The 24,368-nt window shown below is 69.5% G+C and carries 20 protein-coding genes; 16 read left to right on the forward strand and 4 right to left on the reverse strand.

Features of this window, described 5'->3' with window-relative positions; all coding sequences use genetic code 11:
* Window positions 1–251: 251 nt before the first annotated feature.
* From AB5S17_RS01760 to AB5S17_RS01780, 5 genes are all read left to right on the forward strand, one after another.
* The gene (locus AB5S17_RS01760) at window positions 252–2,306 is read left to right on the forward strand and encodes an FAD-dependent oxidoreductase (RefSeq protein ID WP_369235500.1); all 2,055 of its coding nucleotides are present in this window, start codon (window positions 252–254) and stop codon (window positions 2,304–2,306) included.
* A 251-nt stretch (window positions 2,307–2,557) separates the two neighbouring features.
* A complete protein-coding gene (locus tag AB5S17_RS01765) occupies window positions 2,558–4,504 on the forward strand; it encodes a DUF3483 domain-containing protein (RefSeq protein WP_369235502.1) in 1,947 nt (648 codons plus the stop codon).
* Complete coding sequence (locus tag AB5S17_RS01770; protein WP_369235504.1) at window positions 4,501–5,808, forward strand: electron transfer flavoprotein subunit alpha/FixB family protein; 1,308 nt, start codon at window positions 4,501–4,503, stop codon at window positions 5,806–5,808. The genes AB5S17_RS01765 and AB5S17_RS01770 overlap by 4 nt, the downstream gene beginning before the upstream one ends.
* Window positions 5,809–5,818: 10 nt before the next feature.
* Complete coding sequence (locus tag AB5S17_RS01775) at window positions 5,819–6,547, forward strand: electron transfer flavoprotein subunit beta (protein ID WP_369235506.1); 729 nt, start codon at window positions 5,819–5,821, stop codon at window positions 6,545–6,547.
* A 367-nt stretch (window positions 6,548–6,914) separates the two neighbouring features.
* Window positions 6,915–7,520: a site-2 protease family protein gene (locus AB5S17_RS01780; protein ID WP_369235508.1), complete on the forward strand. Its 606-nt coding sequence runs from the start codon at window positions 6,915–6,917 to the stop codon at window positions 7,518–7,520.
* A 20-nt stretch (window positions 7,521–7,540) separates the two neighbouring features.
* Here AB5S17_RS01780 and clpS read toward each other — a convergent pair whose 3' ends face one another.
* Window positions 7,541–7,849, reverse strand: a complete 309-nt coding sequence (gene clpS / locus AB5S17_RS01785; RefSeq protein WP_369235510.1) for an ATP-dependent Clp protease adapter ClpS — start codon at window positions 7,847–7,849, stop codon at window positions 7,541–7,543.
* 222 nt (window positions 7,850–8,071) lie between these two features.
* Between clpS and hslV the strand changes: the two genes are divergently transcribed.
* The gene (hslV, locus tag AB5S17_RS01790; protein ID WP_369236110.1) at window positions 8,072–8,632 is read left to right on the forward strand and encodes an ATP-dependent protease subunit HslV; all 561 of its coding nucleotides are present in this window, start codon (window positions 8,072–8,074) and stop codon (window positions 8,630–8,632) included.
* 57 nt (window positions 8,633–8,689) lie between these two features.
* On the opposite strand, the gene AB5S17_RS01795 is transcribed toward hslV, so the two are convergent.
* Both AB5S17_RS01795 and AB5S17_RS01800 read right to left on the reverse strand, forming a co-directional pair.
* On the reverse strand, window positions 8,690–11,068 hold the full coding sequence (locus AB5S17_RS01795; RefSeq protein WP_369235512.1) for an EAL domain-containing protein: 2,379 nt from the start codon (window positions 11,066–11,068) through the stop codon (window positions 8,690–8,692).
* A gap of 143 nt (window positions 11,069–11,211) precedes the next feature.
* Window positions 11,212–11,433 carry a SlyX family protein gene (locus tag AB5S17_RS01800; protein ID WP_369235514.1) on the reverse strand — a complete coding sequence of 74 codons (222 nt, stop codon included), beginning with the start codon at window positions 11,431–11,433 and terminating at the stop codon, window positions 11,212–11,214.
* 204 nt (window positions 11,434–11,637) lie between these two features.
* Between AB5S17_RS01800 and AB5S17_RS01805 the strand changes: the two genes are divergently transcribed.
* The 8 genes from AB5S17_RS01805 to deoA all read left to right on the forward strand — a co-directional run bounded on the left by AB5S17_RS01805 (window position 11,638) and on the right by deoA (window position 19,282).
* Entirely contained in the window at window positions 11,638–13,170 is a 1,533-nt protein-coding gene (locus tag AB5S17_RS01805; protein WP_369235516.1) for an ABC transporter ATP-binding protein, read from the forward strand.
* Window positions 13,167–13,607 carry a VOC family protein gene (locus AB5S17_RS01810; RefSeq protein ID WP_369235518.1) on the forward strand — a complete coding sequence of 147 codons (441 nt, stop codon included), beginning with the start codon at window positions 13,167–13,169 and terminating at the stop codon, window positions 13,605–13,607. The genes AB5S17_RS01805 and AB5S17_RS01810 overlap by 4 nt, the downstream gene beginning before the upstream one ends.
* Before the next feature lie 7 nt (window positions 13,608–13,614).
* Window positions 13,615–14,757 carry an ABC transporter permease gene (locus AB5S17_RS01815; RefSeq protein ID WP_369235520.1) on the forward strand — a complete coding sequence of 381 codons (1,143 nt, stop codon included), beginning with the start codon at window positions 13,615–13,617 and terminating at the stop codon, window positions 14,755–14,757.
* Window positions 14,757–15,725 carry an ABC transporter permease gene (locus AB5S17_RS01820; RefSeq protein WP_369235522.1) on the forward strand — a complete coding sequence of 323 codons (969 nt, stop codon included), beginning with the start codon at window positions 14,757–14,759 and terminating at the stop codon, window positions 15,723–15,725. The genes AB5S17_RS01815 and AB5S17_RS01820 overlap by 1 nt, the downstream gene beginning before the upstream one ends.
* 34 nt (window positions 15,726–15,759) lie before the next feature.
* The gene (locus AB5S17_RS01825) at window positions 15,760–16,155 is read left to right on the forward strand and encodes a cytidine deaminase (protein ID WP_369235524.1); all 396 of its coding nucleotides are present in this window, start codon (window positions 15,760–15,762) and stop codon (window positions 16,153–16,155) included.
* Window positions 16,152–16,958: a purine-nucleoside phosphorylase gene (locus AB5S17_RS01830; protein WP_369235526.1), complete on the forward strand. Its 807-nt coding sequence runs from the start codon at window positions 16,152–16,154 to the stop codon at window positions 16,956–16,958. Before AB5S17_RS01825 ends, AB5S17_RS01830 begins: the two co-directional genes overlap by 4 nt.
* Window positions 16,951–17,712 carry a deoxyribose-phosphate aldolase gene (deoC, locus tag AB5S17_RS01835; protein WP_369235528.1) on the forward strand — a complete coding sequence of 254 codons (762 nt, stop codon included), beginning with the start codon at window positions 16,951–16,953 and terminating at the stop codon, window positions 17,710–17,712. Before AB5S17_RS01830 ends, deoC begins: the two co-directional genes overlap by 8 nt.
* Window positions 17,713–17,965: 253 nt before the next feature.
* Window positions 17,966–19,282: a thymidine phosphorylase gene (gene deoA / locus AB5S17_RS01840; RefSeq protein ID WP_369235530.1), complete on the forward strand. Its 1,317-nt coding sequence runs from the start codon at window positions 17,966–17,968 to the stop codon at window positions 19,280–19,282.
* Window positions 19,283–19,410: 128 nt separating this feature from the next.
* Here deoA and AB5S17_RS01845 read toward each other — a convergent pair whose 3' ends face one another.
* The gene (locus AB5S17_RS01845; RefSeq protein ID WP_369235532.1) at window positions 19,411–20,289 is read right to left on the reverse strand and encodes an ADP-polyphosphate phosphotransferase; all 879 of its coding nucleotides are present in this window, start codon (window positions 20,287–20,289) and stop codon (window positions 19,411–19,413) included.
* A 433-nt stretch (window positions 20,290–20,722) separates the two neighbouring features.
* Between AB5S17_RS01845 and AB5S17_RS01850 the strand changes: the two genes are divergently transcribed.
* Together AB5S17_RS01850 and AB5S17_RS01855 are read left to right on the forward strand one after the other, a co-directional pair.
* Entirely contained in the window at window positions 20,723–23,137 is a 2,415-nt protein-coding gene (locus AB5S17_RS01850; RefSeq protein ID WP_369235534.1) for a phosphoketolase, read from the forward strand.
* Between the two features lie 42 nt (window positions 23,138–23,179).
* Window positions 23,180–24,364 (forward strand): acetate/propionate family kinase, encoded by a 1,185-nt coding sequence (locus AB5S17_RS01855; RefSeq protein WP_369235536.1) that lies wholly within the window; start codon window positions 23,180–23,182, stop codon window positions 24,362–24,364.
* Window positions 24,365–24,368 lie beyond the last annotated feature (4 nt).

Genomic DNA, 24,368 nt, shown 5'->3' on the forward strand with positions numbered 1-24,368 from the left:
TCCCCCGTGGGGAGAAGGTGGCCCGAAGGGCCGGATGAGTGGGAGGGGCGCGAAGATATTCGGGCTTGCTCCGTCTGGCGCTGGCCCCTCGATGCCGCGCAAGGCCCCCTCATCCCCTGCCGGGACTTCTCCCCATGGGGGAGAAGAGGTTCTGGGAGGCTGCGGGAGCCTGCCGATCGAACGCCGCTGCCGCCGAAACTCCCGCAGGCACGGGCGCACGCCGTGCCGATCGAACAGGAGCGCATTCCATCATGATCGCCAATGCCGACGCTCTCCTGAAGCCCCTGACGATCAAGGGCGTCACCTTCCGCAACCGGGTGATGTCGACGAGCCATGCGCCGGGCTACGGCAAGGACGGCAAGCCGCAGGAGCGCTACCAGCTCTATCACGAGGAGAAGGCCAAGGGCGGGATCGGGCTGACGATGTTCGGCGGCTCGTCCTCCGTCGCGCTCGACAGTCCGGCGGCGCCCTGGAACCAGATCTCCGTCGCCGACGACTCGGTGGTCCCGTTCTTCCGGGAGTTCTCGGATCGCATCCACAGGCACGGCGCGAAGCTGATGATCCAGCTGACCCATATGGGCCGGCGCACCAAGTGGGACACCGAGCACTGGTTCCCGGTGAAGTCGCCCTCAGTGACGCGCGAGCCGGCCTCGCGCTCGATGGCGAAGGCGCTGGAGCAGGAGGAGATCGACCGCATCGTCGCCGATTTCGCCGCAGCTGTCCGCCGCTGCAGGGACGGCGGGCTCGACGGCTGCGAGATCTCCGCCGCGCACGGCCATCTCGTCGACCAGTTCTGGTCGCCGCATTCCAACCACCGCACCGACAAATACGGCGGCAGCCTCGAAAACCGCATGCGTTTCGGGATCGAGGTGCTGACCGCCATGCGCGAGGCCGTCGGCGACGACTACCTCATCGGCATGCGCATGTCCGGCGACGAGATGCTGAAGGGCGGGCTCACCCACGAGGACTGCGTCGCGATCGCCTCCGAATACGCGTCCCGCGGCCTCGTCGACTTCCTCAACGTCATGGGTGGGCAGGCGCGCGACCACATCGCGCACGCGATCTCGCTGCCGAACATGTCCTTCCCCGTCGCGCCCTTCCTCTCGCTGCCTTCGGCGATCAAGCGTGAGGTGGACGTGCCGATCTTCCACGCCCAGCGCGTGACGGATCTCGCCACCGGCGCCCGCGCGGTGGCGGAAGGCCATGTCGACATGATCGCGATGACGCGGGCGCACATCGCCGACCCGCATCTCGTCAAGAAGCTCTCCGAGGGCCGGGCGGACGACATCCGCCAATGCGTGGGCGCCGGCTACTGCATCGACCGCATCTATGTCGGCGGCGACGCGCTCTGTATCCAGAACGCCGCGACGGGCCGCGAAGCGACCATGCCGCACGTCATCCCCAAGGCCGCGGCGAAGAAGACGGCGGTGGTCGTCGGCGGCGGCGTCGGCGGACTCGAGGCGGCGCGGGTGCTCGCGGAGCGCGGGCATCAGGTGACGCTGTTCGAGAAATCCGACAAGCTCGGCGGCCAGGTGCTGACGGCCGCCAAGGCCACCTGGCGCGAGGCGCTCTCCGGCATTCCGCGCTGGCTCGTCGGACAGGTGCAGAAGCTCGGCGTCGACATCCGGCTGAACACCGAAGCGAGCGAGGCCGCGATCGCGGCGCTCTCCCCCGACATCGTCATCATGGCGACCGGCGGCCTGCCGTCGAAGGGCGAGGCCAAGGGCGCCGAGCACGTCGTCACCACCTGGGACGTGCTCGAAGGCCGGATCGAGCCGGCCGGCACCGTGCTCCTCTACGACGAGATCGGCGGCCACAACGCCGCCTCGACGGCCGAACTCCTCGCCAAGCGCGGCTGCCTCGTCGAGGTCGCGACGCACGACCGGATGGTGGCCGAGGAGGTCGGCACGACGAACCAGCCGGTGCACCTGCGCGAGCTCTACAAGCTCGGCGTCGTCATGACCCCGAACATGGAGCTGATCGAGGTCTATCCGGAGGGCAACCGGATGATCGCCGCCCTGCGCAACACCATGACCGAGGCCGAGGAGGAGCGGGTGGTCGACACGGTGGTGGTCGACTACGGGACGCAGCCGGTCGACGCCCTGCACTTTTCGTTGAAGGACAGGGCGAAGAACAAGGGCCTCACCGATCTTGGCGCCATCGTGAAGGGCGAGCCGCAGCCCTGTGAGATCAACGGCGCGGCGCAGGAGCCCGGCTACACGCTCTACCGCATCGGCGACGCCGTCGCCGGCCGCAACATCCACGCCGCGATCTACGACGCGCTGCGGCTGTGCAAGGATTTGTAGGAGATGAGCGCGGCGCTTCCTGGAGCACCCCCCTCTGTCCTGCCGGACATCTCCCCCACAAGGGGGGAGATCGATCTCGTTCATCCGCAGAGCCGTTCCTCTGACGCTGCGCCTCTACTGCTGCATCGAAGGGAAGAGCCCGGCGACGAGACAGCTGATCTCCCCCCTTGTGGGGGAGATGGGCGGCAGCCCAGAGGGGGGTGCGGCTCGCAGAACCTTTCCCTGCCTGATCCCACGAACGGCAGCGGCCCATGACCGCCGCCGCTTTCCTGCCCTTCCTCGTCCTCGCCATGCTCGCCGTCGCCGCCGTGCAGATCGGGCGGCGGGTGCGGCTGTGGAACAACGGGCGCGGCGCGCCGGTCGACTGGGTCGCCGGGCTGAAGGCCCTGCCGTCGCGCTATCTCGTCGACGTCCACCATGTCGTCGACCGCGACAGGTCGGCCTCGCGCATGCACGTCCCGGTCGCCGCCGGCCTCGTCTCGGCCTGCGGCCTGTCGCTGCTGGCGCTGATTCCGGCGCTGGCGCATTCCCGCATCTTCATGGCGCTCGTCGCCATCGCCTTCGCCGTCATGCTCACCGGTGCCGTGCTCGTCGCCCGGCGGCGCTATCCCCGACCGATGCTGCGCCTGTCGATGGGCAAGTACCAGCGCCTGCCGGTCTATCTCGTGCTGTTTTCGGCCGGCGGCCTCCTCACGGCCGGGCTCTTCGCCATCGGCGACCCGTTGCCGAGCCTCGCCTTCCTCGTCCTGATCGCGACGGCCGCCGGTGGACTGATGCTGGCGACCGAGGTGGCGACGGGGCCGATGCGCCACGCGCTGGCAGGAGCGACGCACCTCGCCGCCCATCCGGGGCCGGCGCGCTTCGACAAGGACCAGCCGCGGGGCCGCTCGACCGCGCTCCTGCCGCTCGACCTCGACGCCGAGAAGCTCGGTGCAGAGACGCCGGCGGACTTTGCCTGGAACCGGCTCCTCTCCTTCGACGCCTGCATCCAGTGCGGCCGCTGCGAGGCAGCCTGTCCGGCCTTTGCCGCCGGGCAGCCGCTCAGCCCCAAGCACCTGATCTCGGACCTCGCGGCGGCGCAGGCGGGCGGTCATGGCGGCTTCTATGCCGGCATGCCCTATCCGAACGAGCGCCCGGTCGCGGGCGACTGCGGCGCGCATCGGCCGGTGATCGGCGCGGGCGCCATGGTGCATCCCGACACGCTCTGGTCCTGCACGACCTGCCGGGCCTGCGTCGAGGAATGCCCGATGATGATCGAGCATGTCGACGCGATCGTCGACCTGCGCCGCTACCAGACGCTGGAGAAGGGCGCGGTGCCGGCGAAGGCGGTCGAGCCGCTCGACAATTCCCGCGGCTGCGACGAGCCGAACGGCCGCGCGCTCGCCGCGCGGACCGATTTCGCCGCCGGTCTCGGCCTTCCGGTGCTGCGCGACGTCGGCGAGACGGACGTGCTGCTGTGGCTCGGGCAGGGCGCCTACGACATGCGCTATCAGCGCACGCTCCGCGCGCTGATCGGGCTCCTGCGCGAGGCCGGCGTAGACTTCGCCGTGCTCGGCGCGGAGGAGCGCGACTGCGGCGATCTCGCCCGCCGGCTCGGCGACGAAGCGACCTTTCAGCGCCTCGCCCGCGACAATGTCGCGGCGCTGTCGCAATATCGTTTCAACCGCATCCTCACCGCCGATCCGCACGCGCTGCACGTCATCCGCAACGAATATCCGGCCTTCGGCGGCACCTATGACGTCGTCCACCACACCGCGCTGCTGCAGGACCTCGTCGCCACCGGGCGCCTGCCGCTCGGGCGGCTCGACGGGGCGGCGGTGACCTATCACGACCCCTGCTATCTCGGCCGCTACAATGGCGAGTTCGACGCCCCGCGCGCGCTGCTCGACGCGATCGGCGTGGAGCGCCGCGAGATGGCGCGCTCCGGTCGGCGGGCGATGTGCTGCGGCGGCGGGGGCGGGGCGCCCAATGCCGACATTCCCGGCGATCGCCGCATCCCCGACCTGCGCATGGGCCAGGCGGCCGAGACCGGCGCGGGCACCGTCGCCGTCGCCTGCCCGCAGTGCACGGCGATGCTGGAGGGCGTCGTCGGCGAGCGGCCGCAGGTGCTCGACGTTGCCGAACTGCTGATGCAGGCGGTCGAGGCCGGACGGGTTGCGCCTGCGCGGTCCGCGGCGCCTGAGAGGATATCGGCATGACCCGGTCGCGCCGCGATCCCCGCACCGAGCGCCGCGCGCATGAGGTGCCGGCTGCCGGCCGCCCGCGCTTCGATCTTGCGACCGCGACGCCGCCGACCCGGCGCATGCGCCGCGACCCGCGCGGCGAGGTCGCGCGCATGCTCGTTCCCGGCACGGCCCGCCCGTGCATCGATCGCGGCCAGACCGCGGCGGCCGAGGGCGTCACGGCCTTCGCTGCCGCCGCTGCCGCGCCGAAGGCGCCGGAGATCCGGGTGGTCGAGGCGCCGGCGTTTCTGGTGTTCGCGGTCCTCGACGCGCCGGAGGGGCGGCTGTCGCGCTTCGACCGGCAGGTGCTCGGTGCGGCGCGGCTGCTGGCGGATGCCGGGGAGGGCGGCGGAGCGGTCGTGGCGCTGGCCTCCCGCGCTGTGGAAGGCCTTGGTGCGGCCGGTGCCGACCGTGTGCTGGACGCCGGCGACAGCGCCCGAGCCCCGGCGACCGGGGCCGATGACGGCGCAGCGTCCCGCACGGCGGCAGCCGCGAGCAATGACTTCGTTGCCACGGCGCCCGCGCGACCGGTCGATCCGGCCGCGCAGGCGGCGAATCTCGTGGCTCTCGTCCAGGCGCTGGCGCCGCGCCACATGCTGTTCCCCGAGACGCCAGACGGCGGCGACTTGGCGCGCCGTCTGGCGGTGACGCTCGGCGAGCCGATCCTCACCGACGTCGAACATCTCACCGCCCGCAGCGCCGCCCGTGCCGCGCGCGGCCGGCGGCGCGAGCAGGCCGGGGCGCCGCCGCGGCTGATGACGCTCGGCGAAGACCGCGCCGCCGACTATGCCGGGATCGCCTGCGAGGCGCGGGCGATGCCGGCGCCGCCGGAGGCCTCGCCAACCGCTGCCGCGCCATCCGATAGCGCCTTTCTCTCCGCCGAGATCATCCCCGGCGATCCCGCCACCATGTCGCTCGCCGAGACCGACTTCGTCGTCTCCGCCGGCAACGGCGTCACCGATTTCGAGGCCTTCCGCGCGCTCGCCGCAGCGCTGCAGGCGACGCCCGGGGCGAGCCGGGTGGTTTGCGACGCCGGGCTGATGCCGCGCGAGGCCCAGGTCGGCGCCTCCGGCACGGTGCTCTCCGCCGACTGCTATCTCGCTCTCGGCATCGCCGGCGCGCCGCAGCACCTGCAGGGCATTGCCGGCTGCGAGCACGTCGTCGCCGTCAACACCGACCTGCATGCCGCGATGGTCGAGCGGGCCGGCCTCGCCATCGTCCAGGATGCGCAGCTGGTCATGCCGGCGCTCCTGAAGCTCCTGAAGGAGCGCCAGTCGTGAAGACGGTCGCATGAGGATCGTGGTCCTCCTTTCCGCCGGCCGCTACCCTGTCAGCGACCGGCCGGCGCTGCCCCGGCTCGAGGCGCAGGCGATCGCGCTGGCGCAGTCGCTCGCCGGCGAGACATCCGGTCTCCATGCCGGGACCGACGAAGCCGGCATCGCCGACGCCTTCGGCCACGGCCTCGACGCCGTGGAGATGCTGGACATCGCCGCCGAGGCGGATCCGGTGCCGGCGCTCGCGGCGCATCTGAAGGCGCATCCGGCGGATCTGATCCTGGCGGGCCGCCGCGGGCAGGGCGGCGAGGACACCGGCCTCGTCCCTTACGCGCTGGCCGAAGCCCTCGGCCTGCCGATCCTTTGCGACGTCGCCGCGATCGCAGCGGCGGACGCGCCGGGTGCGATGCGCTTCGACCAGGCGCTGCCGAAGGGCGCCAAGCGCCGCGTGACCCTGCGCCTGCCGGCGCTGGTCACGGTGCACCCGCTGGCGCCGGCGCCATCCCCTTACGTCTTCGCCAGGGCGCGGCGCGGTGTGGTCCGGCATCTGCCCGGCGTGTCCGAGCCTGCGAAGGCCGCGCCTTTCGAGGAGAAGCCTTATCGCGAGCGGCCGAAGCTGATGCGCAAGGCGGGCGCGCAGGCGGGCGAAGCCGCCGAAAAGGTCCACCTCCATCCCGATCCGGACGAGGCTGCGCGGCTGATCCTCGACCACCTCAAGCGCATCGGCATCCGTCGGTACTCGTGAGGCGCAGCCCCCTTTCTCCCCTTGAGGGAGAGAAAGCCATTCCAAGGACTTGGGCCGAGCGCAGCGAGGTCCAAGCCCTGAGAATGGCAAGAGAGGGGTAAGGGACGGCCGATGCCGCGCGCTGCGTCTGCCGCTGACCACACCCCTCTCTTGCGATTTCTATCGTTCAGCCGCTTCGCGTCTAAGCCGATGAAATCGCTTTCACTCCCTCAAGGGGAGACAGGGGCGCTGTCTTGACCTGCCGGGATGGGCGCATCTGGCGGGCTCGCTCGAAGGGCCTGAGCCGTCTTCGGATGCTTGCGTCTCTCCGTCCGAGTCTTCAGAAAGCGCCAGAAGGTTTGGGACGGTCAGGCGGAGGGGCTCGCTCTTGGATGTCGCGTTGCAGGTCGCCGACCGGCTCGTCGCCCTCTGCCTGATCGTCACGATCCAGGGCGTCGCGATCGCCGCGGCCGCGGATGCTCTTGCCCGGCCGGGCGTCGCCCGGCATCCCCGCCGCAGCCTGAACCCGCTCTCCCATCTCGACGTCGTCGGCGGGCTCTGCTTCGTCGTCTTCGGCTATGGCTGGGGCCGGCCGGTTCCGCTGGATGACGCGAACGCGCGCGGCGGCCGGCTGGGCCGCGTCTCCGCGGCGCTGGCCGGGCTCGGCGCGGTCGTGCTTCTCGCCGTCGCCGCCGAACTCCTGCGACGCCTGCTGCTGTCATGGACCGGCGAGGGAGCGGCGATGCAGACAATCGCGCTCTGCGAGACGATCTCGACGCTGTCGCTCGCCTTCGTGCTGATCAACCTGATCCCGCTGCCGCCGCTGACCGGCGGCCATTTTCTGGCCGCTCTCGCCCCCGCGGCCGAGCCGCTGTCGAAGCGCTACCGGACGGTGCTGATGACGCTCATCGCCGCCTTCGTGATCAGCGGCATGGCCAGCCTTGTCTTCCTGCCGGTGTACCGTCCGCTCGCCCGCCGCCTGCTAGGGGTCTGAGCGGCACGCGGCGGCAGCGCCTATTCCTCCGGCTCGGTGGTGAACATCAGCGGATAGCCGCGGCGCTGGCCGGCCTCGGTCGCCCGGCTCGCCTTGGTCTCGGCGACGTCGCGCGGATAGACCGAGACGACGCAGGAGCCCTTGGTGTGCGCCGTGATCATCACCCGGTTCGCCTGGTCCTCCGACAGGCGGAACTCGCCCTTGAGGACCGTCACCACGAACTCGCGCGGCGTGAAGTCGTCGTTGACCAGGATGACCTTGAAGAGGCGCGGGCGCTCGACCTTCGGGATGACCTTGGTCTTGCGCTCGATCGTGGTGTCGTCCGCCATGGCGAATGCTCCCGGGAGCCGGCCGGCATTGATAATCGAAAGCGGTGTGGCCGATGGATCGATCCGGCCTCGGCGGCCGCGGACCGCTGGCCCGCGTGATCAACTAGTTCGACCCGCGCGGCTTGGCAAATCGGCCGCTCCTGCCCACATGGGAGCCGGATCGACGGGCCGCGTCGCCTTTGGGGGCCGGCCGTCGGATGAAAGGACTTTCAGGACATGAGCATGGAACAGCACGACCCGGCGCAGATGTATGCGACGACGATCGTCACCGTCCGCAAGAACGGCAAGGTGGTCATCGCCGGCGACGGCCAGGTCTCCCTCGGCAACACGGTGATCAAGGGCAACGCCCGCAAGGTCCGCCGGATCGGCAAGAAGGGCCAGGTGATCGCCGGCTTCGCCGGGGCCACGGCGGACGCCTTCACGCTCCTGGAGCGGCTCGAGGCCAAGCTGGAGCAGTATCCGGACCAGCTGATGCGCGCCTGCGTCGAGCTCGCCAAGGACTGGCGCACGGACCGCTATCTGCGCCGGCTGGAGGCGATGATGATCGTCGCCGACAAGACCGTCACCCTGACGCTCACCGGCAACGGCGACGTCCTGGAGCCGGAGGACGGCGTCATGGCGATCGGCTCCGGCGGCAACTATGCGCTGGCGGCGGCGCGAGCGCTCGCCGAGACCGACTACGACGCTGAGGAGATCGCCCGCCGGGCGATGAAGATCGCCGGCGAGATCTGCATCTACACCAATGGCAACGTCGTCGTCGAAAGCCTCGACGAGGCCGGCTGACGTCCCGCCGTTCCCGCTTCGGCAACAGCCGCAGCGGACACGGCGCCTCGCCTGCTCTCAGCCGCTCGCCGCCGAACGGGCGTGAGGGCCTGCGACGAGCGCCGTCGCGGACGCGGCGGGCATCGGGCGTCCGAGGAGATAGCCCTGGGCCGCGTCGCAGCCGAGGGCGACCAGCCGCGACAGCTGGTCCTCGCTCTCCACCCCCTCGGCGATCGTCGGGATCGCCATCTCCCGCGCCATCGCCGTTACGGCGCGCAGCACTGCCTGCGCGCCGGCGTCGCCGGGCGCGGTGTTGACGAAGCTGCGGTCGATCTTGATCCGGTCGAGCTCGAAGTTGCGCAGATGCGCGAGCGAGGAATAGCCGGTGCCGAAGTCGTCCATGGCGATGCGGATGCCGAGCGCCCTGAGGCCGGCGAGCGTCGCCGCGATCAGCAGGGCGTCTTCGACCATCGCCGTCTCCGTCAGCTCGACTTCCAGGCGGTTCGGGGTCAAATTGTAAGTCTCCAGGCAGGCCGTCACCTGGCGCAGCATGTCGGCAGAGCGCAGCTGCACCGGCGAGACGTTGACGGCGACGTGGATATGCGCCGGCCAGAGCGACAGCTGGCGGCACGCCTCGTCGAGAACCCAGGCTCCAATCTCGGATATCGCACCGGTTTCCTCGGCGAGAGGAATGAATTCGGCCGGCGGCACCAGGCCCCGGTCGGGATGATGCCAGCGGATCAGCGCCTCGAAGCCGTTCAGCACCTTGTCCGGAAGAGTGAACAACGGCTGATAGACGAGCTCGAACTCGCGCTGCTCAATGGCCCGATGCAGTTCCTGCTCCAGCACCCGGCGCCGGGCCGCGGCCTCGATCATGCCCTCGGCATATCGCACCACCCGCGCGCGGCCGCTCTCCTTGGCACGGTAGAGCGCAAGATCGGATTTCTGGATCAGGGCGTCGGCATCGTCACCGGCCGCGTTGCGGGCGATCCCGACGCTGCAGCCGATGACGATCTGGTGGCCGCCGATCTCGAACGGCGCGCGGAAGGCGGCGACGATCGCCTCACCAAGTGTCTCGCCATCGCTGGCCGTCAGGACGGCGATCTCGTCTCCGCCGAAGCGGAAGATCAGGTCGCCCGGTCCGCAGACCCGTCGCAGCCGGTCCGCCGCGGCGATCAGCAGCGCGTCGCCGATCGGATGGCCGAGCGTGTCGTTGACCGCCTTGAAGCGGTCGAGGTCGAGCATGAGGACGTCGCCGCAGGTCTCGTCCGACAGGCGCGCCTCGACCGTTTCCTTGAAGCGTCGCCGGTTCGGCAGGCCCGTCAGCGCGTCGTGGAAGGCCATATGGGTCATTTCGGCCCGGATCTCGCGCTCCGCGGTGACGTCGTCATAGGTGAGGATCGCGCCTCCCTCCGGGATCGGACGGCAGGAGATCGAGAGGACGCGCCCGTCGTCGAACGTGTGTTCGACCCGCGTGACGCTGTCGCGGGCCATCCAGAGGTCGTGATTGCGGATCGTGCGGGCGATCCGGTCGCCATCCCAGCCATTGGCCCGGCCGACGGCGGCAAGGAAGGCGTCGAGGCTCATTCCCTCCTGGAGATCGCCCGGCTCCAGATGCAGCATGTCGGCCGTCTGGCAGTTGAAGATGTCGATGCTGCGGGCGGCGGAGATTTTCACGATGCCGTTCGACATGTTGTGCAGGGCTGTCGCCATCATGGCGAGATGCGCGGCCTTCATTTCGGCTTCGTAGACCGCCCGCTCGTCCAGCTTCGCGCCGCCGATCGCGATCGAGAGCGCGGCGACGAAGAGCATGATCGCGGCGAAGGCGACGAAGACGGAGAGGGTAAAGGGATCGATCTCCCAGATGCTCTTCGTCGCGACAGGCGTCAGGGTCAGGCCCGCCATGGCGGTGAAGTGCAGCGTGCAGACGCCGGCGACGATCAAGGCGGCCATCGGAGCGCCGCGCCAGCGGTTCGGGCCGATATGGAGGGCGAGGGCGAAAGCGCCCATGCCGGCGGCGAAGGCCGACACCGTCAGCGGCACGCTGTAGCCCGTCAGGCAGCCCTGCAGGGCTGCCATGCCGGTGAAGTGCATCGCCCCGACGCCCGCGCCGGTCACCGCGCCGCATAGGATCTTCGCGAGCCGTCCGCGCAGGAGCGTGGCAGCCGCCAGCGGTCCGCCGACGAGCAGGATGCCGATGGCGAGCGAGGCGAGCGTGATGCTGAGGTCGTACCCGAACGTCACGTCCGGCCGGAAGCCCAGCATGGCCACGAAATGCGTCGTCCATACCCCCACGCCCGAAACCAGGGCGATCATCGCCATCCAGAAGTAACGCCTGGACGTCTGCAGGCCGTCCGCCCGCCGCATCAAGTACAGGACGGTCCCGGCCATCAGGACGCAGATGAAGAGCGCGGTGAGGACGAGGCCGATCGAGTGATTGGCGATCAAAGATATCATGTAAGCCTTGCACGACAGCGCGGGACGGACCCATCGGATCCGGCTTCGATGCCGCTAAGGTAGGCTGTCGATCGTTAAGATCGGCTTCCGGTTCGAACGGATGCTTCGGTCAGACTGTCGCAGCCGCGGATGTCGCCACGATCTCAATAGTGCGGCGGCTTCGTCGCTTCGGGTTTCGGCAGGGCGATCTCCTCGACGACGCCCAGCCGCTCCGTCAGCGCCTGGATGATGCGCTGCATGCGCTGAATCGTGTCGAAGGCGCGGGCGAGCTCCCCCGACAGGTCCTCGATCTCCTTCGCCTGGTGCGCGACCATCACCTCCAGGTCCTCGATACGGCTGCCATCCGGCTCCGGCGTCTCGCTCATCGGTGCGATCTCCTGAGGCTCTTTGCTGCTTAGGGTGCGACAGGGCGCGGTCGGCGGACGGAGGCGCAAGGCGCACCGTCCTGCGCGGCCGCGGTGCATGAGAGGGCATGTCGCGGGCAGTTGCAACGCCCTGAGGGTTTGCCTCTGGCATTCCCGATCCGCCCTGACTACTCTCCGGCCGACGCAACCCGGACCGAGCAAGAGATGGCGGCACCCGCGATCGAACTGATCGACATCGACAAGAGCTTCGGCGCGGTCCGGGCGAACAGGAACATCAACCTCACGGTCGAACAGGGCACGATTCACGGCATCGTCGGCGAGAACGGCGCCGGCAAGTCGACCCTGATGTCGATCATCTACGGCTTCTACCAGGCCGACAGCGGCGAGATCCGGGTCGGCGGCAAGCCGGTGGACATCACCGACTCCAACGCCGCGATCGCCGCCGGCATCGGGATGGTGCACCAGCACTTCATGCTCGTCCACAACTTTACCGTGGTCGAAAACGTCATGCTGGGGGCGGAGGGATCGCCGCTGCTCGCGCGGAGCATCGCCCGGGTGCGCGCCGAGCTGAAGCGGCTGGAGCGCGACCATGCGCTGGACGTCGACCCGGACGCGATCATCGAGGACCTGCCGGTCGGCGCGCAGCAGCGGGTGGAGATCCTGAAGGCGCTCTATCGCGGCGCCGACATCCTGATCCTCGACGAGCCGACCGGCGTCCTCACCCCGGCCGAGGCCGACCACCTCTTCGCCGTCCTCAGGCAGCTGCGCGACGAGGGCAAGACGATCATCCTCATCACCCACAAGCTGCGCGAGATCATGGCGATCACCGACCGGGTCTCCGTCATGCGCCAGGGCGAGATGGTGGCGACGCGCAAGACCGCCGAAACCAGTGTGGGAGAGCTCGCCGAGCTGATGGTCGGCCGACGGGTTCTCCTCACGGTCGACAAGGGCGACGCCGCGCCCGCCGACGTCAGGCTGCGGGTCGAGGGGCTGACGGTGAAGGACGGCCGCGGCGTCACCATGGTCGACGACGTGTCCTTCCAGGTAAAGGCCGGCGAGATCGTCGGCATTGCCGGCGTCGCGGGCAACGGCCAGACCGAGCTGCTCGAGGCGCTGTCCGGCATCCGAAGGGCCGAACGCGGCCGTGTGACCCTGCTCGGGCGCGAGATCGACCCGGCGAGCGAGGCCGATCCGGCCGAGATCCGCCGCATCGGTTGCGCCCATGTGCCGGAGGATCGCCACCATATGGGCCTCGTCCTGCCCTTCGAGGAGAATGAGAACGCCATCCTCGGCTATCAGGACGATCCGCGCTTCCGGAAGGGGTTGCTGCTCGACCGGAACGCCATGCGCCGCGACGCGAAGGAGAAGATCGCCGCCTACGACATCCGGCCAAGCGACTGCCGGCTGAAGACGGCGAACTTTTCCGGCGGCAACCAGCAGAAGATCGTGCTCGCCCGCGAGATGGAGCGCGACCCGGACGTGCTTCTGATTGGCCAGCCGACCCGCGGCGTCGACGTCGGCGCGATCGAGTTCATCCACAGGCGGATCATCGAGATGCGCGACGCCGGCAAGGCGATCCTGCTCGTCTCGGTCGAACTCGACGAGATCCGCGCGCTGTCCGACCGCATCCTCGTGATGTTCGCCGGCCGCATCGTCGGCGAGCGCGGCCCCGAGGCGAGCGAGGGCGAACTCGGCCTCTTGATGGCGGGCGTCGAGGAGAGGGAAGCCGCGGAGTGAAGGACGCACGCATCTGCCTCGTCACGCTGGCGGTCGACGATCTCGAACGGGCCGCGACCTTCTATGACGCGCTTGGCTGGACACGCACCAAGGCCGGCAACGAGTCGGTGGTGTTCATGCAGGGCGAACGCATGGTCCTCTCGCTGTTCGGCCGCAAGGACCTCGCCGCCGATGTCGGCATGGCGGTGGACGGCGCGGCGCCCTATCCGAACATCGCGCTCGCGATCAACATGCCGAGCGAGAAGGATGTCGACCGGCTCTTCGAGAAGGCCGTGGCCGCCGGCGCGGCGTCCGTGAAGCAGCCGGAACCGGCCTTCTGGGGCGGCTATTCCGGCTATTTTTCCGATCCCGACGGGCATCTCTGGGAGCTTGCCTACAACCCGTTCTTCAAGCTGTCGAAGCGCGGACACGTCGATCTTCTGAAGAGCGGAGAGTAGCGCCTTCATGAGCCGTCCCTATGCGAAGCTGCCGCCTCTCATCGATTATGGTCTCATCCCGCTGATCAACCTCGTCGTCGCCTTCGCCGTCGCCGGACTGGTGGTGCTGGCGGTGGGCGAGAGCCCATGGCGCGCGGCGGTGCTGATGCTGCGCGGCGCCTTCGGCTATGGCGAGGGCGTCGGCTTCACGCTCTACTACGCCACCAACTTCATCTTCACCGGCCTCGCGGTCGCGGTCGCCTTCCACGGCGGCCTGTTCAACATCGGCGGCGAAGGGCAGGCCTATGTCGGCGGGCTCGGCGTCGCGGCGGTGTCGCTGTCGCTCGGCGCGATCCTGCCCTGGTGGCTGAACCTGCCGCTGGCGGTGGTCCTCTCCTTCGCGGCGGGCGCGCTCTGGGCCCTCATCCCGGCCTATCTGCAGGCCAAGCGCGGCAGCCACATCGTCATCACGACGATCATGTTCAACTTCATCGGCGCGGCGCTGATGGTCTACCTCCTCGTCAACGTGCTGAAGCCGGTCGGCGACATGGCCCCGGAGACCGCCACCTTCGTCGCCGGCGGCCAGCTGCCGAAGCTGAAGGGGCTGTTCTCGCTGTTCGGCGCCGATCTCGGCGGTGCACCGCTCAACGTCTCGATCTTCGTCGCGCTGATCGCCGCCGTCGCCGTCTGGGTGCTGATCTGGCGCACCAGGCTCGGCTACGAGATCCGCACGCTCGGCTTCTCGCCGCGCGCCGCGCGCTATGCCGGCATGTCCGAGACGCGGCTGATCGTCGTCACCATGATGATCTCCGGCGGGCTCGCCGGCATGATGGCGCTGAACCCGGTGATGGGCGACCAGTACCGCGTCGTCATCGACTTTCCCGGCGGCGCCGGCTTCGTCGGCATCGCCGTCGCGCTGATGGGCCGGGGCCATCCGGCCGGCATCATTCCGGCGGCGCTTCTCTTCGGCGTGCTCTATCAGGGCGGGGCGGAACTCGCCTTCGACATGCCATCGATCTCGCGCGACATGATCGTCATCATCCAGGGCCTCGTCATCCTCTTTGCCGGCGCGCTGGAGAACATGGTCCGCCCGGGAGTCGGCGCGGCCTATCAGTGGGTGCGGTTCCGCACCGAGGAGCCGGCGGGCGCCGACGTCGAGGAGGCGCGCTGATGGACTATCGCACCGTCCTCGACATCGTCGATTCGACCATCCGCCTGTCGACGCCGCTGCTCTTCGCCGCGCTGGCCGGGCTCTATTCCGAGCGCTCGGGCATCTTCGACATCTCGCTCGAGGGCAAGATGCTGATCGCCGCCTTCGCCTCGGCCTCCGTCGCGGCGGTGACCGGCTCGGCCTTCCTCGGCCTGCTCGCGGGCATCGTCGCCGCGACGCTCTTCTCGCTGGTCCACGGCCTCGCCTCGATCACCTATCGCGGCAATCAGATCGTCTCGGGTGTCGCGCTGAACTTCATCGCGGCGGGACTGACGATCATCCTCGGCCAGAACTGGTTCGGCCAGGGCGGGCGCACGCCGACGCTCTTCGGCGCCGGGCGCTTCACCGACATCCATCTGCCGGGCGAGGCGGCGCTCGCGAACGTTCCGGTGATCGGGCCGATCTACGCGCAGGTGATCTCCGGCCAGACGCTGCTCGTCTATGTCGCCTTCCTGATGGTGCCGCTGACCTGGTGGGTGCTGTTTCGCACGCGGTTCGGCCTGCGCCTTCGGGCCGTCGGCGAGAACCCGGCGGCGGTCGATACGGCCGGCATCTCGGTCGCCTTCCTGCGCTACCGCGCGGTGATCATCTGCGGCATTCTGACGGGCTTTGCCGGCACCTATCTCGCGGTCGGCCAGGCGGCCGGCTTCACCCGCGACATGACGGCGGGCAAGGGCTACATCGCGCTGGCAGCGCTGATCTTCGCCAACTGGAAGCCGGTGCCGGTGATGTTCGCCTGCCTCCTGTTCGGCTTCCTCGACGCTATCTCGATCCGGGTCCAGGGCGTCGAACTCCCCGTGGTCGGCCAGATCTCGGTTCAGTTCGTCCAGGCGCTGCCGTATATTCTGACCGTCGTGCTCCTCGCCGGCTTCGTTGGCAAGGCGAGCCCGCCGCGCGCGGGCGGCGTGCCCTATGTGAAGGAAAGGTAGCGTTCTCCCCGATGCTGCATTCGAGCGACTGACCATGGCGGACGATCTCTTCGCCAAGGCGAAATCGGCCATGCGCAAGGCCCATGCGCCCTATTCGAAATTCCCCGTGGGCGCGGCGCTGCGCACCACCGACGGGCGGATCTTTGCCGGCTGCAATGTCGAGGCCGTGAGCTTTCCCGAGGGCTGGTGCGCCGAGACGACGGCGATCGCCCACATGGTGATGGACGGCGGCGGCAAGATCGCCGAGATCGCCGTCGTCGCCGAGAAGCTGCCGCTCTGCAGCCCTTGCGGCGGCTGTCGCCAGCGCATCGCCGAATTCGCCTCGCCGCAGACGCGCGTCCATCTCTGCGACGTCGAGGGCGGCGTGAAGGAGACGGTCTCGATGGGCGAGCTCCTGCCGCGCGCGTTCGACACGGAATTGCTCGGTTGAGCCCCTCCGCCGACTATCTGCGGTTCCGGCTCGGCACCCGCCGGCCGGTCGTCGCGATGGTGCTGGGATCCGGTCTCGGCGCCCTGGTCGAGGGCTTGAGCGAGGCCGTCCGCATCCCTTTCGCCGAGGTGCCGGGCTTTCCGGAGAGCGGCGTGTCCGGCCATGCCGGACAGGTGGTCGCCGGCCGGCTCGGCGGGCGCGAGGTGCTGCTCCTCTCCGGCCGGGTCCACTACTACGAGAAGGGCAATGCCGCGGTGATGCGGCCGGTGATCGAGGCGCTGAAGGATATCGGCATCGGCACGCTGTTCCTCACCAATTCCGCCGGCTCGGTGCGCGCCGACATGCCGGCGGGCTCGGTGATGGTGATCGACGACCACATCGCCTTCTCCGGCGCGAACCCGCTGATCGGCGAGGCATCCGACGCCCGCTTCGTCGGCATGACGGCGGCCTACGATCCCGGGCTGCGGGCGCGGCTGGAGGCGGCGGCCGAGGCGCTCGGCGAGCCGGTCTTCTCCGGCGTCTACATGTGGTTCTCCGGGCCGTCCTTCGAGACGCCGGCGGAGATCCGCATGGCGAAGACGCTCGGCGCGGACGCGGTCGGCATGTCGACCGTGCCGGAGACGATCCTCGCGCGCTTCTTCGGGCTGAAGGTCGTCGCGGCGTCGGTGATCACCAATCTCGGCGCCGGCATGACCGGAGCCGAACTCTCCCACGAGGAGACGAAGACGATGGCGCCGACGGGCGGCGCGCGCCTCGCGAAGATCGTCGAAAAGATGCTGGAGGAGGGCGGTTTCGATGGATGAGATGGCACGCCGCAGCCGGGCGCGCGACCTGATCGGCCGGCTCGATCTCACCAACCTCAACGACGACTGCACGAAGGACGACATCGCGGCGCTCTGCCTGCGGGCGGTGACGCCGGCCGGCCCGGCGGCGGCGATCTGCATCTGGCCCCGCTTCGTCGCCTATGCTCGCCAGCACCTAGTGCCGGGCATCCGGATCGCGACCGTCGTCAACTTCCCGGCCGGCGGCGACGACGTCGACGCGACGGTGATGGAGGCGAAGCAGGCGGTCGCGGACGGTGCCGACGAGATCGACATGGTGATCGCCTACAGCCGCGTCGCGGAGGATCCAGGCTTCGTCGAGGCGCAGGTGCGCACGGTCAAGGCGGCCTGCGGGGCGGCGACGCTGAAGACCATCCTCGAGACCGGCAAGCTGTTCGACGAGGCGGCGATCCGCGCCGCCTGCCGCGCCGCGCTCGCCGGCGGCAGCGACTTCCTCAAGACCTCGACGGGCAAGGTCGAGGTCAATGCGACGCCGGCCTCGGCGCGCATCCTCCTGGAGGAGATCGCCAAGGCCGGCTCCACCGTCGGCTTCAAGCCGGCCGGCGGCATCAAGACCTTCGAGGACGCCGACGGCTACATGACGCTGGCGGAATCGATCTGCGGGAAGGACTATGCAACGCCGGAGCGCTTCCGGCTGGGTGCTTCGGGTGTGCTGGGCGACCTCCTCGCGGTCTTCGAGGGGCGGGAGAGGGCGGGCGGGAAGGCGGGGTATTGATGGCCGTCCGTCTCACGTCGGCGGTCTTCGCGCCCCCCTCTGCCCTGCCGGGCATCTCCCCCGCGAGGGGGGAGATCGGCAGCTTCGCCGATCGCGGACAAACTCTCGGCGTTTCTGCGATCGGCACGGCCAGCGATGGGACTACGACGTCCGCGCCATTTCGATCTCCCCCCTGGTGGGGGAGATGGGCGGCAGCCCAGAGGGGGGCGCGCCGCCGCCACCGTCACAAGATGCGGCCGCGGGGCGTCGCGCGATGATCCTCCCGCAGGAACTCATCCGGCAAAAGCGCGACGGCGGAGCGCTCGACCCCGACGCCATAAAGGCATTCGTCGCCGGCTTCGACAATGAGCGCGTGACCGACGCGCAGGTCGCGGCCTTCGCCATGGCGGTGTTCTTCCGCGGCATGGAGCCGGCCGAGACCGTCGCGCTGACCGAGGCGATGCGCGATTCCGGCGAGGTGCTCGACTGGTCCGGCCTCGACCGGCCGGTGGTCGACAAGCACTCGACCGGCGGCATCGGCGACAACGTCTCGCTGATGCTCGCCCCGATCGTCGCCGCCTGCGGCGCGGCCGTGCCGATGATCTCCGGCCGCGGCCTCGGCCATACCGGCGGCACGCTGGACAAGCTGGAATCGATCCCCGGCTACGACGTCCGGCCGGACAACGACATCGTCCGCCGCACCGTGCAGGAGGTCGGCTGCGCGATCATCGGCCAGACCGGGCGCCTCGCGCCGGCCGACAAGCGCTTCTATGCGATCCGCGACGTCACCGCGACGGTGGAGTCGATCCCGCTGATCACCGCCTCGATCCTGTCGAAGAAGCTCGCCGCCGGGCTCGGCGGCCTCGTCCTCGACGTCAAGACCGGCTCCGGCGCCTTCATGACGAAGGAGGGGGACGCGCGGGCGCTGGCGGAGAGCCTCGTCGCCGTCGCCAACGGTGCCGGGCTGAAGACGACCGCGCTGTTGACGCGGATGGACGAGGCTCTGGCTTCGGCCGCGGGTAATGCCGTCGAGGTTCGCAATGCCGTCCGCTTCCTCACCGGCGCGCATCGCGACGCCGCGGTGGAGGAGGTGACGCTGGCGCTCGCGGCGGAGATGCTGGTGCTGGCCGGGCTCGCGGCAGATGCGGTGGCTGCGCGCGCCGCCGCGGCGCGGGCGCTGGGCGACGGCAGCTCGGCGGAGACGTTCGGCCGCATGGTGTCGGCGCTCGGCGGACCCGGCGACTTCGTCGAGCGGATGGACGACCACCTGCCGAAGGCGCCGATCGTCGGGGCCGTCACGGCCGAAGCAGCCGGCAGCGTCGCCGCCGTCGATGCGCGCGCGCTCGGCCTGGCGGTCGTCGAACTCGGCGGCGGCCGCACGCGGCCGCAGGACGGCATCGATCATGCCGTCGGGCTGAGCGACCTTGCGCGCATCGGCACGCGGCTCGAACGGGGCGATCCGCTCGGTGTCGTCCATGCCCGCAGCGAGGACGGTTTCGCCCGCGCCGCCGCGATCCTGCGATCCGCCTATCGGCTTGCCGAGGAGCCGATCCCGGCGCCGGCTTCGGCTGTCGTCGCTCGGTTCGGCTGATCCGGCCGACTTCGTCGCTGATCCGGCCGAATCAGCGGAAGCGGGCACCGCCGATTTCCTGCGCGCGCGCCCGCGGTCAGCTCTTCTGCGAAGCCTGACCCTGGGCGCTGCGCTTCTTCGCGCCGTCGTCAGTCCTCCGGCGTCGCGAGCTGCTTGCGGATCGCCAGCAGTTCCTGCCGCCGCTCCTCCGTCGTCACGGGATAGCTCATGTCGAGGCTTTCGAGCGTGTCGAGGATGATCTGCGAGATGATCAGCCGGGCGTTCTTCTTGTCGTCGGCCGGCACCACGTACCAGGGCGCGCGGGCCGTGCTGGTGGCGCCGAGGCAGGCCGCGTAGGCGTGCATGTAGCTGTCCCAGTAGCGCCGTTCCTCGATGTCCGACAAGCTGAACTTCCAGTTCTTCTGCGGCTCGTCGATGCGCGCGAGGAAGCGCTTGCGCTGCTCCTCCTTGGACAGGTGCAGGAAGAACTTCACGATCCGCGTGCCGTTGGCGCTGAGGTGCCGTTCGAGGTCGGTGATCGAGCGGTAGCGATCGGTCCAGACCGCGTCGTTGTCCGGCCCGTCGTTCGACAGGCCCTCGCTGGCGAGGATCTCGGGGTGGACCCGGACGATCAGCACCTCCTCGTAATAGGAGCGGTTGAAGATGCCGATCTTGCCGCGTTCCGGCAGGTTCTGCGTCGTGCGCCAGAGGAAGTCGTGCTCCAGTTCCGTCACGCTCGGATGCTTGAAGCTGAACACCTGGCAGCCCTGCGGGTTGACGCCGGACATCACGTGCTTGATGGCGCCGTCCTTGCCGGCAGCGTCCATCGCCTGGAAGATCAGCAGCACGGCGTGGCGGTTCGACGAGTAGAGCAGCTGCTGCAGGTCGGAGAGCCGCGCGACGTGATCGTCGAGCATCGCGTGATAGTCGTGCTTGGACTTGTAGACCGGGGCGACCTCGGTCGACCAGCGGCCGAGATCGACGGTCGCGCCTTCGGGAACGCGGAACTTCTCCGTCTTGATCGTCATGTCTCTCCCTTTCACGCGGTGCCGACGGCGGCCCCCGCCTGACGCCGGGTCTCAGGTGGCGTGCGGTCGCAGCCCATTCCGCGGCGGCGCCGCCCGCCGAGGATGCGGACTGGTACGCGAGGTACGGGCGGGCCGTCATGTGTTCGCGACGAAGAAGGCGTAGACGACGCCGGGCGTTCCGGGAAGGGCATCATGTCTGGCGGGAAGGCGAGGCGCGCCTGCGCCGCGGCGGGTACCGGCGGAGCCTGATGCGCGACGGCCGCTGCGGGGCCGGGCGCTTGACCCTCGTCAATGCGCCGCGTGGCAGGTCTTGCGAAAAGAGGCCGAACGATCGCTGGCGGGCCAAGCAAAATCCGTCGGTTGCGGGGCGTGACACGGCTTTGATCGCTCCCAGCATTCGTCCCCGAACGGCAACGGCAAGGAAGCGCCGACGATGAACGAGATCTCCCCTGTCGCGCCGTCTTCCGCGACGCCCTCCGACGACGAACTGGCGCTGATCGACCGCTACTGGCGCGCCGCCAACTACCTCTCGGTCGGCCAGATCTACCTCCTCGACAACCCGCTGCTGCGCGAACCGTTGAAGCCCGGGCACGTGAAGCCGCGGCTGCTCGGCCACTGGGGCACGACACCGGGTCTGAACTTCGTCTATGCCCACCTGAACCGCGTCATCAAAGCCCGCGACGCCTCGGTGATCTACATCTGCGGCCCCGGCCACGGCGGTCCCGGCATGGTCGCGAACACTTGGCTGGAAGGGACCTACAGCGAGGTCTATCCGGACATCTCCGCGGATGCCGAGGGCATGCGGAAGCTGTTCCGGCAATTCTCCTTTCCCGGCGGGATTCCCAGCCACGCGGCGCCGGAGACGCCGGGGTCGATCCATGAGGGCGGGGAACTCGGCTATTCGCTGGTCCACGCCTATGGAGCCGCCTTCGACAATCCGGACCTCGTCGTCGCCTGTGTCGTCGGCGACGGTGAGGCGGAGACCGGCGCGCTCGCGGCCTCCTGGCACTCCAACAAGTTCCTGAACCCGGCGCGCGACGGGGCCGTCCTGCCGATCCTGCATCTCAACGGCTACAAGATCGCCAATCCGACCGTGCTCGCAAGGATTTCCGACGAAGAGCTGAGAGATCTCTTCATCGGCTACGGCTATGAGCCCATCCTGGTCGAGGGCGAGGACCCGCTGCCGATGCACCGCAAGATGGCCGCGGCGCTCGACCAGGCCTTCGACCGGATCGCGGCGATCCAAGAGGAGCACCGCGCCGGCCGCGCGAAGGACCGGCCGCGCTGGCCGATGATCATCCTGAGGAGCCCGAAGGGCTGGACCGGCCCGAAGGAGGTCGACGGCAAGAAGGTCGAGGGCTTCTGGCGGGCCCATCAGGTGCCGGTCGCCAATGCCCGCGGCGACGACGGGCATCGCGCCATCCTCGAAGACTGGATGAAGAGCTACGAGCCGGCGACTTTGTTCGACGACACCGGCCGCCTCCGGCCCGAGCTTTCCGCGCTGGCGCCGCGGGGCGAGCGGCGGATGGGCGCCAATCCGCATGCCAATGGCGGCGTTCTGCGCCGGGAGCTGAAGCAGCCGGGACTCGGCGACCACGCCGTCGACGTGCCGGAGCCCGGAAAGGCGATCGCCGAGGCGACGCGGGCGCTCGGGCGCTATCTCGAAGACGTCTTCCGGCTCAACGCCGAGGCGAAGAACTTCCGCCTGGTCGGCCCGGACGAGACGGCGTCGAACCGGCTCGACGCGGTCTTCGGCGCCACCGACCGCGTCTGGATGAACGAGATCGAGCCCTACGACGTCTCGCTGTCGCAGGACGGCCGGGTGATGGAGGTGCTGAGCGAGCATCTGTGCCAGGGCTGGCTGGAGGGCTATCTCCTCACCGGCCGGCACGGCCTGTTCTCCTGCTACGAAGCCTTCATCCACATCATCGACTCGATGTTCAACCAGCATGCCAAGTGGCTGAAGGTCACGCGCGAGCTGGAATGGCGCGCGCCGGTATCCTCGCTGAACTACCTCCTGACCTCGCATGTCTGGCGGCAGGACCACAACGGCTTCAGCCATCAGGATCCGGGCTTCGTCGACCATGTCGCCAACAAGAAGGCGGACGTCGTGCGGATCTACTTCCCGCCCGACGCGAACGCGTTGCTCGTCGTCGCGGACCACTGCCTTTCGACCTACGACCGGATCAACGTCATCGTCGCCGGCAAGCAGCCCTCGCCGCAATGGCTGACGATGGAGGAGGCGAAGGCGCATTGCGCGGCCGGCGCCGGCATCTGGGACTGGGCGGGAACGGCCGGCGAGGGCGAGGAGCCGGACGTCGTCCTCGCCTGCGCCGGCGACGTGCCGACGCTGGAGGCCGTCGCCGCCGCGGGCCTGTTGCGCGAGCTGCTGCCCGAGCTGAAGGTAAGGCTCGTCAACGTCGTCGACCTGATGGCGCTGCAGGCACCGGAGCAGCATCCGCACGGGCTCGCCGACGACCGCTTCGACGCGCTGTTCACCACGGACAAGCCGGTGATCTTCGCCTATCACGGCTATCCCATGCTGATTCACCGGCTGACCTACAAGCGCACCAACCACCGCAACATCCATGTGCGCGGCTATCAGGAGGAGGGCACCACGACGACGCCCTTCGACATGGTGGTGCTGAACGAACTCGACCGCTTCCACCTGGCCCTCGAGGCGATCGACCGTCTGCCGGACATGGGGAAGGCCGGCGAGGCGGCGGTGGCCCATCTTCGCCGGCGTCTCGCCGAGCATCGGACCTATATCTGCGAGCACGGCGAGGACCTGCCGGAGATCCGGGACTGGAGCTGGCCCTATGGTTCGGCCGCCAGGGCCGGGGACTGAGCGGCCGTCCGATCGGGCACCGGCAGCGGGGATGAGGCTTCGATGAGTTCAGCGGTTCTTGCGCTCAACGCCGGCTCGTCCAGCATCAAGTTCGCGCTGTTCGAACCGTCTGAAGCGGACGAGTTCAGCGCCATCGTCCGCGGCACGATCGACGACACGGGGCCGAACCCCTCGCTCGCGATCACCGGCGAGGACGAGCCTCGCCGTCTCGAAGCGGGCACCGGCAGCCGGCGGCTGGAGCAGCTCTTCGGCGCGCTGTTCGAGGCGATCGACGCGCGCCTGGACGGACGAAACCTCGATGCCATCGGCCACCGGATCGTCCATGGCGGCCCAGACTTCAGCGCGCCCGTCCGCATCGACGACGGCGTGATGGAGGCGCTGGAGAGGCTGACGCCGCTCGCCCCCCTGCATCAGCCGCGCTGCCTGGAGCCGATCCACGAGATGCGGCGGCTGCGGCCGGAGCTTGCGCAGGTCGCCTGCTTCGACACCGCCTTCCACCACCATCTGGCACCGCCCGTCAGCCGCTACGCCATCCCCCGGCGCTTCGAGCGCGAAGGGGTGCGCAAATACGGCTTCCACGGCCTGTCCTACGAGTTCGTCGCGGGCCGCATTTCCAGAATCGATCCGGAGCTTTCGGCGGGCCGGGTCGTCGTCGCCCATCTCGGCAACGGCGCGAGCCTCTGCGCCATGCGGAACGGGCGGAGCGTCGACACGACCATGGGCTTTTCCGCGCTCGAAGGGCTGGTGATGGGGACGCGTCCCGGCGCGATCGATCCCGGCGTGCTCCTCTATCTCCAGCGCGTGCACGGCATGGACGCCGCCGCGCTGGAGGACATGCTCTACCACCGCTCGGGGTTGCTCGGCGTCTCCGAAATCTCCGGCGATGTCCGCAGGCTCGCCGAGAGCGACGACCCGCGCGCGGCGGAGGCGCTGGAGCTCTTCGCCTTTCGGGCCGCCCGGGAGGTTGCGGCGATGGCGCACAGCCTCGAAGGGCTCGACGGCCTCGTCTTCACCGGCGGCATCGGCGAGCATTCGCCGCAGATCCGGGCGGCGATCTGCGCTCGCCTCGCCTGGCTCGGCGTCGATCTCGATCCGGATGCCAATGCCGCGGGCGCCAAACGCATCGGCGCGCCGGGCAGTCAGGCGGCTGTGCTGGTGATCCCGACCGACGAGGAAGCAGTCATCGCGCGCCACACGCTCCGCATCCCGAAGCCGATGTCGGCATAGCCGC

The organism is Jiella sp. M17.18 (genome assembly GCF_041027365.1).
Classification (GTDB): domain Bacteria; phylum Pseudomonadota; class Alphaproteobacteria; order Rhizobiales; family Rhizobiaceae; genus VKMB-3413.